Below are 13,994 nucleotides of genomic sequence, written 5' to 3' on the forward strand. Positions count from 1 at the left end.
TTACCTTGATTTTATCAAGTGATAAGTGGAGGTCTTTTTTATGTTTTTGGCAATTAATGAAATTCGCCATTCAAAATTACGATATACCTTAGTAATGGGCGTGATGTTTTTGATCGCTTACTTAGTTTTTTTCCTAACTGGTTTGGCCTACGGGCTTGCTCAGGACAATCGTACAGCTGTAGATAAGTGGGATGCAGACAACATTTTATTAAACGAAGAGGCAAACAATAATTTGAACATGTCAATGATTCCATTAAGCACCTTCGATGATGTTAAGTCAGATGAAAAAGCCTATCTGGCTCAAACAGCAGGAGTCATAAAAGGGGACAGCGGAGAAAAGATTGATGTCAGCTTTTTTGGAATTGACAAGAACCAGTTTATTGCTCCCAAGTTGATAGATGGTGAAATGTTTTCGTCCGATGATGAAGCAGTTGCAGACAGCTCATTGCGAGATCAGTACGATATCAAATTAGGCGAAACGGTGAAAATGGCTGGCAACGAGAAAAAATTGAAAATTGTTGGCTTCACCGACAATGCCAAATTTAATGTTGCGCCAGTGTTGTATACGACCATTGGTGCCTATCAGGAAATTCGGTTTGAAACAACAGGTACTGTTGAAAATACGCGAATTAATGCCATCATTACTCGTGGAAATGTTCAAACCATTCCAGATGATTTAGAAGAAACCAGTATCAGCTCTTTTATTAATGAGCTTCCTGGCTATAGCGCACAGGTCTTGACCTTTGGCTTTATGATTGGGTTCTTGATTGTAATTGCAGCAATTGTCATCGGTATTTTTATCTACGTCCTAACGATGCAAAAATCGGAGATCTTTGGTGTCATGAAAGCGCAGGGGATTTCCAGTCGGTACATCTCGTTTTCCGTGATTGCTCAGACCTTTTTACTGGCAACAGTCGGTGTAGCAATAGGATTGTTGGCGACACTAGGTACTAGTCTTGTCCTGCCAGAAGCTGTACCATTTCAGGTCAATATCTTGTTCTTTGGAGGCATCAGCGGGTTGATGATTCTAATCGCAATGGTGGGTGCTTTCTTCTCGGTACGTACTATTGTTAAAATCGACCCACTAAAAGCAATTGGATAGGAGGAATAAAAATGAGTGCAATTGAATTCAAACAAGTAACTAAATCTTTTAAGGATGGCGATTCAACAATTGAAGCCTTGAAGGAAACGAATTTTTCGGTTGAAAAGGGTGAATTTGTGGCAATTATTGGTCCCTCCGGTTCTGGGAAAAGTACCTTTTTAACCCTTGCTGGTGGCTTACAATCCCCTTCCTCTGGTGAAGTTTTAATTAACGACGAACCGTTTAGCGACAAAAAGGAAAAAGAACGGGCAAAATTACGCTTTAAAGAAATTGGCTTCATTTTGCAAGCTTCTAATCTTGTTCCTTTCTTAACCGTGCAGAAACAGTTGAAATTAGTGGACAAAGTCAGTAAAAAGGCCAACACTAAAGTAGCAGAAAACCTTTTTGAACAATTAGGCATAGAAAAGCTGCAAACAAAATATCCTGAAGAACTTTCTGGTGGCGAACGCCAACGTGTGGCGATTGCTCGGGCATTATATCATGATCCAACAATTATTTTGGCCGATGAACCAACTGCCAGCCTGGATTCCGAGAAAGCTTATGAAGTAGTAGAGATACTCGCTAAGGAAACCAAAGATAAAAACAAAGCAACAATTATGGTGACCCACGATACTCGGTTAGTAGATTATTGTGATCGAATTCTAGTCATGAAGGATGGGAAGCTGACCGAACAGTCGAAAGATGAAATAAACGCTGAATAAAGATAAAAATAAAGCCTCGTAATGAACAGAGAAATACTGCTCATTACGAGGTTTTTAATGATGAAAGAAAGTACTGAGTCAGTACCGATTTTGGAAAAAGTTTCTTTAGTGTTGATATCAGTCAACGCTGTAATACAGTCAACTATTCTGAGACCATTGATTTGTCTTTATGACATCGACTTACGATTGTTCATAACAACTATTCACTATAAACCAGTGCTTTATCACAGAAAGCTTCTGAAAGGATGATTATGAATAAATCGACAGATCAAGTGAAAACTATTACTCACGGTCTGATATTTATCGTACATTCGGTGTAATGTGGTTTGTATATCACTTTTTCCTTCTTTTTTATTTTCGGTTAAAAAATTTGTTGTTATTGCCAGAGTTTTTGGTCTATACTTGTGAAAAGACGTAAAGTTTTTGGGAGGTGGAAAAAATGCGTAAATTTCAACGGTGAGTTTGAAACAGCTTAGGTCTTAGAGTTTCTAAGCCGGCGAAAACCAATTTTTCCTCCAACCATTCGACTATAAATGTGATCGTTGTCACATAATCGACGGTTTGCGAGGAGGGCATGCTTATTTAAGTATGTTTATTTTTGTGACTAAAAAAAGAAACGGAGATTATGGGATGAAAAAAAGTACAATAATTTTAGGATTAGCAGCTTTATTATTATTAGCGGGGTGTGGATCACAAACCAAGGAAGCAACAGAAACAGAAAAAAAAGATATTAAAATTGCTTGTAATCAAGTATCAATCAACTCATTGGAAGCAGCCAAGGCAGCGATGGAAGAAAAAGGCTACAAACCTGAATTTGTGACTTTTTCTAACAATATCGAAGCGTTGCAAGCGGTTAATGATGGCAATGTTGATGCTTCATTTGCGCAGCATGAACCATTTATGAAGTCTTTCAACAAACAAAAAGAGGGCAAGCTAGCGATGATGACACCACATGTCTACTATACCGGGATTGGATTGTATTCTACAAAGTATGATGCAATTGACCAATTGCCAGAGGGAGCACAAATTGCGATAATGAACGATGCAATGAATCGCGATAATTCACTGTTGATGATGCAAGATGCTGGATTGATCAAGCTGACTGATGAGAAGGATTCTGGTTTTACCGCATTAGATATTGTAGACAACCCTAAGAAGTTCGAATTTGTAGAAATTGAACAGGCTCAAACAGTTCGTAGTTTAGAAGATTTAGATGCAGCAACATGCTTCTTTACCTTCATGTTCAATTCTGGCGAGGATTACAAAGACTATTTGATCCGGGATCAACATGCAGAAGATTTTCCGATCAGTTTGATTGTTCGCGATGAGGACAAAGACAGCGACTGGGCTAAAGACATCAACGCCTCATTCACTACGAAGGAAAGTAAGAAAGGCATAAATGATCATTTCAAAGGAGTCTTCACTTTTTATGAGTAATTTTAATGAACTCAATAAGCGTTTAAACTATTTGCTGAACTTGGAACGCCAGGCTGTAGGTATTACCTTTTTGCACTCTAAAGAAGATTTTCAGCAGCACCCGGCACCAAAGTACCCCAAGATGATTCCTTATTGCGGTGCTGTCCAAAAAGCAACCATGGGCGAACAAATGAAGTTGGATTTAAGCAACTTTGCTTGTCCAGCTTCAGCAGTGGCCATGGGACTGGTGGATAATGATGAATATAGTGCGAGCGGTGAAAAACACGCCAACATGAAAGTCTACAAGGATATTGAAGTCAGTAAGCAGGTAGCAGATGATATGGTCTATTGTCGTGAAGCTTCCTATGGGATTGCGATTGAACCGATTGAGACTTGGACGAAAGCGCCGGATGTAGTTTTGCTGATCACTGTTCCTTTTAACGCGATGCGAATCCTCCAAGGAAATGCCTATCACTATGGACAGGTCAAACAGATCAAAATGACTGGTATGCAGGCACTGTGTCAGGAGGGAACTTCTTATCCCTTTGAAACAAATGAAATCAATGTTTCTATGATGTGTTCAGGAACCCGTTATGTGGCCCGCTGGAAAGACGAAGAGTTATGCATTGGCATTCCTTACAATAAATTTGAAAAGGTAATTGTCGGACTGGAGCAAACCTTAAATCCAATGGAACTATTGGAGAAAAAACGACAGATTATTAAGAAAACACAAGAAAATGACGAAGCTGAATTCTATGATGTTCGTAAAAGGGATAATTATTTTCGCGGAGCATACCAAGGCGTGAAGCGGGCGGGTCGAGTACATGATCAGAATTGAGAATTTAACCAAAACCTTTGATCAGCAGCCGATTTTAAAAAATGTTTCCTTAACTATCGAAAAAGGCGATGTTTACGCGATTCTAGGAGTGAGTGGTGCTGGGAAATCTACTCTGCTTCGGTGCATTAATGGTTTGGAACGATTTGATCAAGGAAAACTGTTTATTAATCAGCAGGAAAGTGCGAAGCTTTCAGAAAAAGAGTGGCGTATTTTACGAAAGAAAATTGGGATGATTTTCCAGGGGAACTCGTTAATGGAGCAGTTAACAGTCTTTCAAAATGTAGCGTTACCTATGACATGCAGTGGTTATTCAAAGGAAGCTATTGCTGATAAGGTCAATCAGCTGCTGAAGGAAGTTGGTATTTTAGACAAAGCCGACATGAAGCCTAAACAATTATCAGGAGGACAAAAGCAGCGGGCAGCAATTGCCCGGGCCCTAACCTTGGATCCTGAAATTCTGCTGTGTGATGAGGCCACTTCCGCACTGGATCCCAGTATCACTAATGAAATTGTTGATTTGTTGCGGCGTTTGAATCAAAAATACCAATTGACGATTGTAATTGTTACTCATCAGGTGGAGGTAGTTAAACGAATTTGCAATAAAGTGGCTGTTTTAAGCAACGGAGAGATTGCTGATCAAGGCGAAGTAAAACAAATTTTCTTGGATCATTCGCCCATTTTGGCGACGATTGTAGGAGAAAATCACCAGCCAATAACAGTGAAGAGTGGCCATTTTATGCTGAAAATAGTGGCGGATTTGCAAAAGATCGATGTTCTGCAAGCTCTTCATCAGCAAGGTATCCAAAACTATCAAATACTTCATACGCAAACAGAGCGCTTTCGTGATGAAGAAATAGCAGTATTAACACTTATTTTACCGGCAAGTGAACAGAGTAACGTGCAAAAACTAAATGATACCTCCATGATTCAGTATCAGATAGGAGGAGTACATGAGTAATGACGTATTGATGACCCAAGTATTATGGCCGAATTTTATCAGTACCTTGATCATGGTCGGCTGTTCGGCTTTACTGTCAACAGTGTTGGGTTTTTTACTGGCTACTGTTTTGATAGTAACCAATAAACAAGGTTTGAAGCCAAATCCTTCTGTGTATCGGGTATTGGATTTTATAATCAATGTGGTCCGTTCTTTTCCGTTCATCATTTTGATGGTAGCTTTGATGCCGGTAACTCGTTCCTTAGTAGGGACTACGATTGGGACCACTGCCGCGATAGTTCCCTTAACCTTTGCTATGGCTCCTTATGTGGCGCGGCTATTTGAGAACAATATGCTGGAAGTAAATCCGTATACAGTAGATGCAGCGAAATCTTTTGGAGCCAGCAATACTCAAATTATTTTTAAGGTCCTTTTAGTGGAAGCTTTTCCTAGTTTAATTTCTAGTTTAACCTTAGCAATTATCTCCGTATTGGGTTATACCGCTATGGCTGGAACCGTCGGAGCCGGTGGTTTAGGTGCAGTTGCCATAACCTATGGCTATCAGAATTTTGATGATCGAGTGATGTACAGTACGGTTCTTATTTTAGTTGTTTTTGTTCAATTGATTCAGGTAATTGGGAGTCGTTTGTATAAAAAATTGAAGGCTTAGTGTTATCTGGTTATTGGTTTGTACTTTAGCATCAAAGTGCTATAGTAGAAATAGATGAACAAGAGGAGAGTGTTTCATTATGCAAAGAAGAACAGGTTCTTGTACGACTATTTTGGTGGGAAAGGACGCCTCGATTAATGGCTCCACGATTATCGCCCGTAACGACGATGGTCATGAAGCACTTGATCCCCAACGCTTTGTGGTAGTAACTCCTGACAAGCAGCCGAGACGCTATCAATCGATTATCAGTAAAGTGACGATTGATTTGCCAGACAATCCATTACGCTACACCTCGACTCCTAATGCCATTTTAACTGATGGAATTTGGCCCGCTGCCGGTATAAATAGTGAAAATGTTGCGATGTCTGCTACTGAAACAATTACTACAAACCCACGTATTCAAAGCATTGATCCCTATGTAGAAAACGGAATCGGCGAAGAAGATATCGTGACCTTAGTTCTACCTTATATTCGCAGTGCTCGTGAAGGGGTTATGCGCCTGGGGGAATTACTGGAAGAATATGGTACCTATGAGCCAAATGGAATTGCTTTTTCAGATCAACAGGAAGTTTGGTGGCTGGAAACAATCGGTGGACACCATTGGGCTGCGATTCGAATTCCTGATGATGCCTATGTAGTAGCACCTAATCGAATGAATATTGATGAGTACGATTTTAATTCAGAAGATACCTTATACTCCTCTCATTTACCTGACGTGATTGAGGAATACCAATTGAATCCTGATTTTGTGGGAGTTAATCTGCGCCACATTTTCGGCAGTGCGAGCATTAAGGACACCGTTTATAATAATCCGAGAGCCTGGTATGGTCAAAAATACTTTACTCCAGCTATTGAACAGGATCCTATGGACCATGATCTGCCATTTATTTGCCGGGCAAACCGCAAAATTACGGTAGAGGATGTCAAGTTTGTTTTAAGTTCTCACTTTGAGAACACCATATATGATCCTTACGGAAGTGGAACTGAAGCAGAAAAAACGTTGTTCCGCCCAATCGGAATCAACCGTAACCATAGCGTACACATTTTAGAACTACGCAATCATGTGCCTGATCAAATTGCTGGAATCCACTGGTTGGCTTATGGTGCAAATACTTTTAATGCAGTCGTACCGTTTTATGCCAATGTTAATGACACTCCTGCTAGCTTCCGTGATGCCGATGGAACCTTCGATATGACGAAAATGTACTGGTTAAGCTGTACAACGGCTTTGCTTGGAGACAATGACTACGATATGTATGCAGACTTCCGTAATACGTTTGAATTACAAGCCATGAGTGCTTATCATGCGATTCAATTAAAAGCTGAGAATGGGATTTCTGAAATTGAAGGATCGGAAGAACAGCAGGCTTATTTGGAAAAAGTTAATGAAGAGCTGGCAGAAGCTGCCATGGAACGTGCTACCAAACTTTTAGGAGACATGGTAATTTTTGGTTCAAATCATATGAAGCTGCGCTATAACCTAAATGACTAAATTCAATCAAAAAACGGTGAGGAGTAGATCCTCACCGTTTTCTTGCGTTATTAATGATAAATGATCCCATCAGGTGATGCCAGATATTGTGGGATAAACTGCTCGGCAGTTGCAGCAAATTCCTTATTTTGAAATCTTTCTAAAAAATAAGCTAAAACAAGCTGGTAATCCTTGGTATGCTTTTCTATCTCAGGTTGATTATCAAAAGCTAAAACCTTCATGAAAAATAATTTCTCCAAAGAGATCACTTTACAGTGTTCATACTCAATGGCACCCGTTGCCAGAAAAGCATAATCAAACCGGAAGATGCTTCGCAAAAACTCATAAGATGCTACTGATAAAAACCTGTCACCCCACTTATCTTGCTGATTTTCAGGGTGCTTAGCTGCTAATGCCTGATAGTCTTTCTCTGCAACTATAAAATCAATGTCATTTCCGTGTTTACGAATACCATAATATTCCATAGATAAACCGCCAATCAAGAGTGGTTTTTCCCTAAAAGTGACTCCGGCAATCGATAAATCAATTTCTTTAATAAGCTGTTCATTTTCAATTTTTTTAAACATAGTACTTTCTCCTTTATTTTGTAGTTAATAAAAGACAAAGTCCAGCCGGGTAGTTTGATTTAATAGCTTCATACAAATGTTACCCGCAGACTTTGTATGAAGCTATTACAATTACGAGCCTCATGAGATCACTCCTATTTTTAATTAGTCATTATAATCAGCTTATCACAGGCAAATTATTCTATCAAACAAAAAAATATTTATGAAATCGCTTGCTTTTTATAGTATGATTTTATTAGAGTTATTTAAGAAAGATGAAGGAGGCGGACAGGTGAAAGAGTATGAAAGCAAAGAGGCGTTAATTGCTGAGATCGAGAAAACTTCGAGTAAGTATATCGAGGAATTTACAGACATCAATGAAACGGATGCTAATAAGCGGATTGAGGGAGTTGATCGTACTCCTTACGAGAACTTAACTTATCAATTAGGTTGGCTAGCTTTGATTGATCAGTGGGAACAAACCGAATTAGCAGGGAAACCCTTAGAATTGCCAGCACCGGGAATTAAATGGAACAAGATGGGACCGCTGCATGAGCAGTTTTATGAAGTTCATCGAGGCCAATCTTTAGCTGAACTAACGGGATTATTTAATCAAGCAGTGAAGGATTTAATTACGTGGATCAATTCATTATCGGACGAAGAATTGTTCCAGTCCGGTGGTCGTAAATGGGCACAATCCACTGCTTCCAACTGGTCGGTTTGGAAATGGGTGCACATAAATACTGTAGCACCATTCAAATCTTTTCGAACAAAAATAAGAAAATGGAAGAAAGAACTGTAAGGAGGAGAAGCAATGGCGAAGGATAAAAGATTTGTAAAGGTATATAGTCAAGGTACTGCAGACGTAGTAACTATTCTTGTTGACAGAGAAACAGGTGTGAACTATGTCGCTACGAAAATGGGTTATGCTGGTGGGTTAACAGTCCTCTTGGATCAAGAAGGCAAACCGGTAATTACACCTAAAAACGAAATACCTGAGAAGTAATTCTTTATAAAAGCAGCATTTTAAAAATATGTAAAAATCCTTTTGATTAAAAAAACTATCCGAACCTTACTGCTAAAACGTCAAAGTGTTTCATTCAGGTTCGGATAGTTTGATATCCTATTTAGTCTCTTTGTTTAGGCCATACGTCTTTTTTAAAGGGACTATTAGCTGGATTTCCAGCAGCACGATAAACTTGGGATGAGTCGAGATCGTAAACACAAGACCATACCGTATCCTTACCAGTGCTGCGGTCATAATCGCACATAAATCCGTAATCTCCAGCCAATAGTTGCTGGGCTTTTTTTATGTCAACTTCGGCAGCATATTCTTTGAGATATTTACGCATCGTTTCGTATCTTTCTTCTGCTCTCCAAGTATCCTCAGGTAATCGATTGTGTTTAATCATTCCCGGAGTATTAAACATATTAGTAGCAATCAAATAGCTTTCAGCTTCATCCAAGGAATAAATCGCTGTTTGATTAGGACTCAGTTCAACTAAAATCCCCTCAGCATATGCATCTCCGATTACTAAAGTGCCAGAGCCTGCGTGAGGAATTTCGCTGATCAATTTTGCAGCCTCATGGACGGTTCTGCATTTCTCTAAAACCAAACGCAGTAACATCCCCACATTTAACCCAGCCTGAACCTTGTAAGGAGCAACTGAGGTTAAGGCAATAGACAATCCATGCTGGTTAATGCCATCCTCCATTTCTACAAATGCTGTGGTATTACCTAAAAAATTAAAGCCTTCATTAGCGGTAAATGTGTAAGAGGTGTTTAGGCACTGTTCTTCTGTGAAAGTTAAAAAGTCGCTATTTCGTCCTAAGAAACATCCTTGTCGGTTTTTCACAATAAAGCTGGAGCAGTGGGAGCCTGGCATCAGGCAATACATTCCAAACAAAGCAGCCTGCAATGGTTGTACAGAAATTTCCTGACCATCGGCAATGCCTTGAATTTCAGCAAGTATTTCTGGAAAATATTGTTGGTAAACAGGTAAGCAGGTTTTGATAAATTGACTTCGCTGTTCGTCTAACTCAAACGGAATCATGTCTAGCAAGCATAGACTATTTCGTTTTAATTCGGTACCGAAAGTACGACCGATAGAGTAATGATCACCTTGAAAATTCAGTTGTTGCATGTTTGTTGCCTCCTAATTTGTATTAGGATGTCGACGTCCTTATATTCAGTCTAATAGAATAAAAATTTATAAGCAATTGAATAATATGAGAATCGTTTTCAATTTTTTATTGACAAGCTAATAATCATTAGCCATACTAAAGCTAACGATCATTAGCTTAGGAGGTTGATAGGGTGAAAACGGCAGATAAGATTTTAGAAGAAGCCTTAATATTGTTCTCTATTCATGGTTATCAAGGTGTTTCTGTTGAAATGATAGCTAAAGCAGTAGGAATCAAAGCAAGCTCTTTGTACAAGCATTACAGAAATAAGCAAAGTATTTTTGAGGGAATTTTTACTATGATGAAAGACCGTTATCAAGGACAAGAGAAACTATTAAATATTCCTCAGGGAGCTGAAGAGGTACAACATTTTTACCAGCAGCTTCAACCTGATCAACTGGAAAAAATTAGTGAAGACCTGTTTCTCTATTTTATCAAGGATGAAAAAGAGGCGAGATTTCGTCATTTATTGATTATTGAGCAATTCCAAAATCCACATATTGGTGAGATTCTCCACCAGCGCTATTACGAAGAGCCTCTACTTTTTCAAAAAGAGCTGTTTCAGAGCATGATGGATGTTGGTGTTTTCAAAGAAGGCGATGCCAAAATAGCTGCACTGCAATTCTTTTCACCAATTATGATGTTATTAAACTGTTGTGAACAAGGGGGGATATCTGTCGAAGAAGCTCTAGCTGAACTACGCAAGCATGTTCAAAAGTTCCGTCAATTATATAGCAAAGAATAAAGGAGAGACCCATGATTAATTTGTATGTTGGCAGTATTAGTCGCATTTTATCTAGTAGTCTTATTTTAAGTGCACTTGTATTTATTCTCTATACGCTAGGTCAAAAAGAAGTACAATGGAGCCGAACGTTTGCTGTGTTGTTTGTTTTAGGATTATTAATGTCGATTATGTCAGGCACTAGGGATGGCATTGGAACAGTCGGAGGTTTTCCTACGCAAGGGAAATTATTTGTTGTGCTATGTGGTTTGGGGATTTTAAGTTTTGTGGTAGGAATAGCCGCGTTGCTATCCAATTTTTTCGACACTACATTTGTTTTTAAATATGGCTCTTACTTATTGATGGTAGTGATTGTAATGAAAACATTTTTAGTCGAGGGCCATCGTCTTATGCAATATTTTTCGTGAAGAAATACCAAAACAAAAAATCTAAGAGAAACTATCAAAATCATTTTTTATTCGAGATAAGAGAACTTCTTAGGGTAGGTTAATTAATCAATAATCGATTGGATGGTTTATGGTTTGTTGGAAAAATCACTAAACCGGTCACAAAAAAACTCAGAGCTGCTTTTGAAATCTAGAAAAGCAACCCTGAGTTTTTCGTATTCATTTTTATTCTACTTCCTGCCACTGACTATCAAACTTTTTAGTTTCGTTGACAAATTCATAATAAGCAGGCTTGCGATCGTAAAAAACCTGTAGACCAAAAGTTGCATCAGCGATAATATCTGGAAATAATTCAGCATTCAAGCAATAATGATCTCGCTCCAAATGATGCCAGAAAAGATAGGTGCCGCAGGTAGAACAAAAAGCGCGCTCTACCTCTTCACTTGAGTGATAATAAGTGACTGATTCGGAATCAAGTTGCAGCTCCACATTGTCACTTTTCTCAGGATCTACTGCCATAACTGGACCCGCATTCATTTTTCGACACATATCACAATGACAACTGTAGACGAAATTTCCATACCGTTTAATTGTTATCTGATTCTTCTCACACAGACACGTTCCTTGAATATTTTCCATAAGCTACCTCCAACCATTTTCCTTTATTGTAGCATGAAAAGGCTCTTAATTTATTGAAACATTTATACATATATTTCATTATTATTGAATTATGCGATCTGATAGTGTATTGTTGGAAGTTAAGAGGGAGGTGTCAGGGTGTGAATAACAAACGAGGGATGATTATTGAAGCGGCTTTAAAGCTGTTTGGCCAAAGAGGTTTTTCAAAAGTAAGTATCAAACAAATTGCCCAGCAGGCTAATGTATCCCAAGTAACAATATACAATCATTTTGAAAATAAGGAGATATTGGTTGAGGAGATTGTCAATGGTTTGATGGGGAAAGTGATGAAGGCTGCTGATGAGGTTTACTCTTCTGAGCAGTCTTATGAAGGAAAGTTGACAGAGGTTTTTGAGCTATGTAACAGTGAAACAATGAAAGTAATCGAGCATTATTTTAGCTCGGAATCCTTAACTGACTACAAGCTAAGGGAATTGATTTTTCAAGCTGTTAACACACAAAAAGAGGAAATCTACAATAAGTTTATTGATTTAGGGTATGCGCTTAAGGTTATTCCCAGCAAGATTAATAAACAATCCATATTATTTATGCTGCGGGCATTAAATTTCAGCGGCAAGACATTAGACATCGGCGAAGATGCAACGAAGTTGAGTCAGGATTTAGTTTACTTATTTCTTTACGGGATTATCGGTAAAGAAAAAGGGGGAATTCAAGATTTGTCTGGTGAAGAGGTTCTACAATTGCTAACGCAACAAGTAAAGTATGAATTAGAAAAAGGTGCCGAATGAAATATATCCTCTGGACTTTACTAGCTATCGTAGGAATAATCGTTTTTTTTAAGCATCTAATTAATCAATCAAAGCATCCGGCAGGGCTGATTGGCAAACTGATGATGAAAACGTGGAATCGCACATATTTTCCGATGATAAAGTGGGCTGTAAATAGTATCGAAAAAACCTCAGTTCTTCAAATTTTAGATGTGGGCATTGGAAATGGTCTTTCGTCAGAATACTTGTTTCAACAGTTTCCTAACAGTGAATTGCATGGCATTGATATCTCGGAAGAAGCGATTAGACAGGCTCGCAAAAGACTAGATCAAGGACAAGCAAATTTTCAGGTTTCGGGGATTGAGGACACTAATTTTGCCAGTGAACAGTTTGAACTGATTTGTGCCTTCCAAACTCATTTTCATTGGGAAAAGTTGACAGAGTCCTTTGACGAAATTGCACGCATTTTAAAACCGAAGGGTCACTTGTTATTGGCCTGTGAAACAAGTAAGATCAAAATCTATTTACCTGAACTAGTGGAGAAAGAAAGCTTTCAACAGTTTTTAGTAAAATCTAATTTGATGATTGCTGAAACTTCATCGTCTGGTGGTTTTGTCAGGTATGTGATTCACAAAAAATAACTCAAAATGAGTCAAGCACCTGCAACCAACTAAAAAAAGATTGTAGGTGCTCTTAATCTAGGAAAAATCAATATAGTATTTATACTGATTGCCAATATAGAAGCATTCGCTGTATTCTCTAAAATCATTTTCTTTTTGCTTGGTCATCCGAACTCGCTTCAAAATTGGCTGCGATTTATCCACCTTTAAAATGCTTTGAACTTCCCTTGAGGGTACAACAGCTTCAATATATTCCTTTTCCTGATTGATGATTACCCCGAAGTCTTTCAATAGTGCATAAAGAGAGCCATAATAGGCCTCATTCTGAGTAGGGTAATCATGATTGTAAGTAAAATAAGTAACAAAATAGGCAAATGGATCTCCAACTGTTCCTCGTACTCTTCGCAAAACCATAATTTTTTCATTTAGATCGACATTAAGGAATTTAGAAGTTTTTTTGTCAGCTTTTTCAATACTAATCGCTGCTTTTAACGTGACTGCGCTCTTTCCTAGTTCTTTCATCTCATTCGTGAAGCTCCGAACTAAAGTGAAATGTTCATCTTCCTCTTCAATCCAATCAAGAACAAAGGTACCTTTTGCTCGCTTACGATAAACTAGTTTTTCCCTGACCAATTCATCAATACTTTTTCTAATAGTAATTCTGCTTACGTGGTATAAATCACATAATTCAAGCTCGGGAGGGATTTTGTCCCCAGCCTTCCATTCTTCAGATAGTATTTTCATTCGTAAATCTTCAGCTATTTGAGAATAAAGCGGAATGGTATCAATGAATTTCTTTCCAGGTTCCAAGACGTTACCCTCCTAACGTTTTATTGTCATAACAATCCTATCATGATCTAGTTAAATTATCAAATCCAATGGAGTGTTGATTTGAAGGGGTTATTGTATTGTATTAAGAAAAATAGACATAAAACACTAATGACTTCTTAAGAAA

General features: G+C 38.4%; 17 protein-coding genes. 13 read left to right on the forward strand and 4 right to left on the reverse strand.

The genetic code is table 11. The features are described 5' to 3' along the window. The first annotated feature begins 40 nt into the window (after window positions 1–40). The 7 genes from IGI46_RS19060 (at window position 41) to IGI46_RS19090 (ending at window position 7,156) form a co-directional block, all read left to right on the forward strand. Entirely contained in the window at window positions 41–1,102 is a 1,062-nt protein-coding gene (locus IGI46_RS19060; RefSeq protein ID WP_429965159.1) for an ABC transporter permease, read from the forward strand. Window positions 1,103–1,113: 11 nt separating this feature from the next. Continuing rightward, window positions 1,114–1,803, forward strand: a complete 690-nt coding sequence (locus tag IGI46_RS19065) for an ABC transporter ATP-binding protein (protein WP_207704512.1) — start codon at window positions 1,114–1,116, stop codon at window positions 1,801–1,803. A gap of 630 nt (window positions 1,804–2,433) precedes the next feature. Next, window positions 2,434–3,240, forward strand: a complete 807-nt coding sequence (locus tag IGI46_RS19070) for a MetQ/NlpA family ABC transporter substrate-binding protein (protein WP_429965158.1) — start codon at window positions 2,434–2,436, stop codon at window positions 3,238–3,240. Continuing rightward, the gene (locus IGI46_RS19075; RefSeq protein WP_429974061.1) at window positions 3,233–4,057 is read left to right on the forward strand and encodes a DUF169 domain-containing protein; all 825 of its coding nucleotides are present in this window, start codon (window positions 3,233–3,235) and stop codon (window positions 4,055–4,057) included. Before IGI46_RS19070 ends, IGI46_RS19075 begins: the two co-directional genes overlap by 8 nt. Next, a complete protein-coding gene (locus IGI46_RS19080; RefSeq protein WP_429974062.1) occupies window positions 4,044–5,015 on the forward strand; it encodes a methionine ABC transporter ATP-binding protein in 972 nt (323 codons plus the stop codon). Before IGI46_RS19075 ends, IGI46_RS19080 begins: the two co-directional genes overlap by 14 nt. Beyond that, window positions 5,008–5,664: a methionine ABC transporter permease gene (locus IGI46_RS19085; RefSeq protein WP_429974063.1), complete on the forward strand. Its 657-nt coding sequence runs from the start codon at window positions 5,008–5,010 to the stop codon at window positions 5,662–5,664. The genes IGI46_RS19080 and IGI46_RS19085 overlap by 8 nt, the downstream gene beginning before the upstream one ends. A gap of 79 nt (window positions 5,665–5,743) precedes the next feature. Continuing rightward, window positions 5,744–7,156, forward strand: a complete 1,413-nt coding sequence (locus IGI46_RS19090; protein WP_429974064.1) for a C69 family dipeptidase — start codon at window positions 5,744–5,746, stop codon at window positions 7,154–7,156. A 50-nt stretch (window positions 7,157–7,206) separates the two neighbouring features. Here the strand turns inward: IGI46_RS19090 and IGI46_RS19095 are convergent, their stop codons facing one another. After that, on the reverse strand, window positions 7,207–7,722 hold the full coding sequence (locus tag IGI46_RS19095; protein ID WP_429974065.1) for a hypothetical protein: 516 nt from the start codon (window positions 7,720–7,722) through the stop codon (window positions 7,207–7,209). Window positions 7,723–7,993: 271 nt separating this feature from the next. On the opposite strand from IGI46_RS19095, the gene IGI46_RS19100 reads away from it, so the two are divergent. Further along, window positions 7,994–8,503 carry a ClbS/DfsB family four-helix bundle protein gene (locus tag IGI46_RS19100; RefSeq protein ID WP_429974226.1) on the forward strand — a complete coding sequence of 170 codons (510 nt, stop codon included), beginning with the start codon at window positions 7,994–7,996 and terminating at the stop codon, window positions 8,501–8,503. A gap of 12 nt (window positions 8,504–8,515) precedes the next feature. Continuing rightward, window positions 8,516–8,707 (forward strand): DUF6440 family protein, encoded by a 192-nt coding sequence (locus IGI46_RS19105; RefSeq protein ID WP_207704520.1) that lies wholly within the window; start codon window positions 8,516–8,518, stop codon window positions 8,705–8,707. Window positions 8,708–8,828: 121 nt separating this feature from the next. On the opposite strand, the gene IGI46_RS19110 is transcribed toward IGI46_RS19105, so the two are convergent. Further along, window positions 8,829–9,845, reverse strand: a complete 1,017-nt coding sequence (locus IGI46_RS19110) for a C45 family autoproteolytic acyltransferase/hydolase (protein ID WP_429974066.1) — start codon at window positions 9,843–9,845, stop codon at window positions 8,829–8,831. 173 nt (window positions 9,846–10,018) lie between these two features. Between IGI46_RS19110 and IGI46_RS19115 the strand changes: the two genes are divergently transcribed. Beyond that, entirely contained in the window at window positions 10,019–10,630 is a 612-nt protein-coding gene (locus tag IGI46_RS19115) for a TetR/AcrR family transcriptional regulator (protein WP_429974067.1), read from the forward strand. Window positions 10,631–10,641: 11 nt separating this feature from the next. Next, entirely contained in the window at window positions 10,642–11,034 is a 393-nt protein-coding gene (locus IGI46_RS19120; protein WP_429965149.1) for a hypothetical protein, read from the forward strand. Between the two features lie 204 nt (window positions 11,035–11,238). On the opposite strand, the gene IGI46_RS19125 is transcribed toward IGI46_RS19120, so the two are convergent. Further along, window positions 11,239–11,652: a GFA family protein gene (locus tag IGI46_RS19125; protein ID WP_207704524.1), complete on the reverse strand. Its 414-nt coding sequence runs from the start codon at window positions 11,650–11,652 to the stop codon at window positions 11,239–11,241. A 140-nt stretch (window positions 11,653–11,792) separates the two neighbouring features. On the opposite strand from IGI46_RS19125, the gene IGI46_RS19130 reads away from it, so the two are divergent. Together IGI46_RS19130 and IGI46_RS19135 are read left to right on the forward strand one after the other, a co-directional pair. Further along, window positions 11,793–12,440 carry a TetR/AcrR family transcriptional regulator gene (locus tag IGI46_RS19130; RefSeq protein WP_429974068.1) on the forward strand — a complete coding sequence of 216 codons (648 nt, stop codon included), beginning with the start codon at window positions 11,793–11,795 and terminating at the stop codon, window positions 12,438–12,440. Next, window positions 12,437–13,060, forward strand: a complete 624-nt coding sequence (locus IGI46_RS19135) for a class I SAM-dependent methyltransferase (RefSeq protein WP_429965147.1) — start codon at window positions 12,437–12,439, stop codon at window positions 13,058–13,060. Before IGI46_RS19130 ends, IGI46_RS19135 begins: the two co-directional genes overlap by 4 nt. A 57-nt stretch (window positions 13,061–13,117) precedes the next feature. Here IGI46_RS19135 and IGI46_RS19140 read toward each other — a convergent pair whose 3' ends face one another. Further along, on the reverse strand, window positions 13,118–13,849 hold the full coding sequence (locus tag IGI46_RS19140; RefSeq protein WP_429965146.1) for a GntR family transcriptional regulator: 732 nt from the start codon (window positions 13,847–13,849) through the stop codon (window positions 13,118–13,120). Between the last annotated feature and the right edge of the window lie 145 nt (window positions 13,850–13,994).

It is taken from the genome of Enterococcus sp. AZ163, assembly GCF_050498925.1.
In the GTDB taxonomy this organism is placed as follows: Bacteria; Bacillota; Bacilli; order Lactobacillales; family Enterococcaceae; genus Enterococcus_A; species Enterococcus_A ferrettii.

Excerpts from the sequence above, each read along its gene's own strand:
- IGI46_RS19075 (WP_429974061.1), top strand. The coding sequence starts at position 3,233 with ATGAGTAATTTTAATGAACTCAATAAGCGTTTAAACTATTTGCTGAAC.
- IGI46_RS19135 (WP_429965147.1), top strand. The coding sequence starts at position 12,437 with ATGAAATATATCCTCTGGACTTTACTAGCTATCGTAGGAATAATCGTT.
- IGI46_RS19080 (WP_429974062.1), top strand. The coding sequence starts at position 4,044 with ATGATCAGAATTGAGAATTTAACCAAAACCTTTGATCAGCAGCCGATT.
- IGI46_RS19060 (WP_429965159.1), top strand. The coding sequence starts at position 41 with ATGTTTTTGGCAATTAATGAAATTCGCCATTCAAAATTACGATATACC.
- IGI46_RS19110 (WP_429974066.1), bottom strand. The coding sequence starts at position 9,845 with ATGCAACAACTGAATTTTCAAGGTGATCATTACTCTATCGGTCGTACT.
- IGI46_RS19085 (WP_429974063.1), top strand. The coding sequence starts at position 5,008 with ATGAGTAATGACGTATTGATGACCCAAGTATTATGGCCGAATTTTATC.
- IGI46_RS19065 (WP_207704512.1), top strand. The coding sequence starts at position 1,114 with ATGAGTGCAATTGAATTCAAACAAGTAACTAAATCTTTTAAGGATGGC.
- IGI46_RS19095 (WP_429974065.1), bottom strand. The coding sequence starts at position 7,722 with ATGTTTAAAAAAATTGAAAATGAACAGCTTATTAAAGAAATTGATTTA.
- IGI46_RS19125 (WP_207704524.1), bottom strand. The coding sequence starts at position 11,652 with ATGGAAAATATTCAAGGAACGTGTCTGTGTGAGAAGAATCAGATAACA.
- IGI46_RS19105 (WP_207704520.1), top strand. The coding sequence starts at position 8,516 with ATGGCGAAGGATAAAAGATTTGTAAAGGTATATAGTCAAGGTACTGCA.
- IGI46_RS19090 (WP_429974064.1), top strand. The coding sequence starts at position 5,744 with ATGCAAAGAAGAACAGGTTCTTGTACGACTATTTTGGTGGGAAAGGAC.
- IGI46_RS19070 (WP_429965158.1), top strand. The coding sequence starts at position 2,434 with ATGAAAAAAAGTACAATAATTTTAGGATTAGCAGCTTTATTATTATTA.
- IGI46_RS19120 (WP_429965149.1), top strand. The coding sequence starts at position 10,642 with ATGATTAATTTGTATGTTGGCAGTATTAGTCGCATTTTATCTAGTAGT.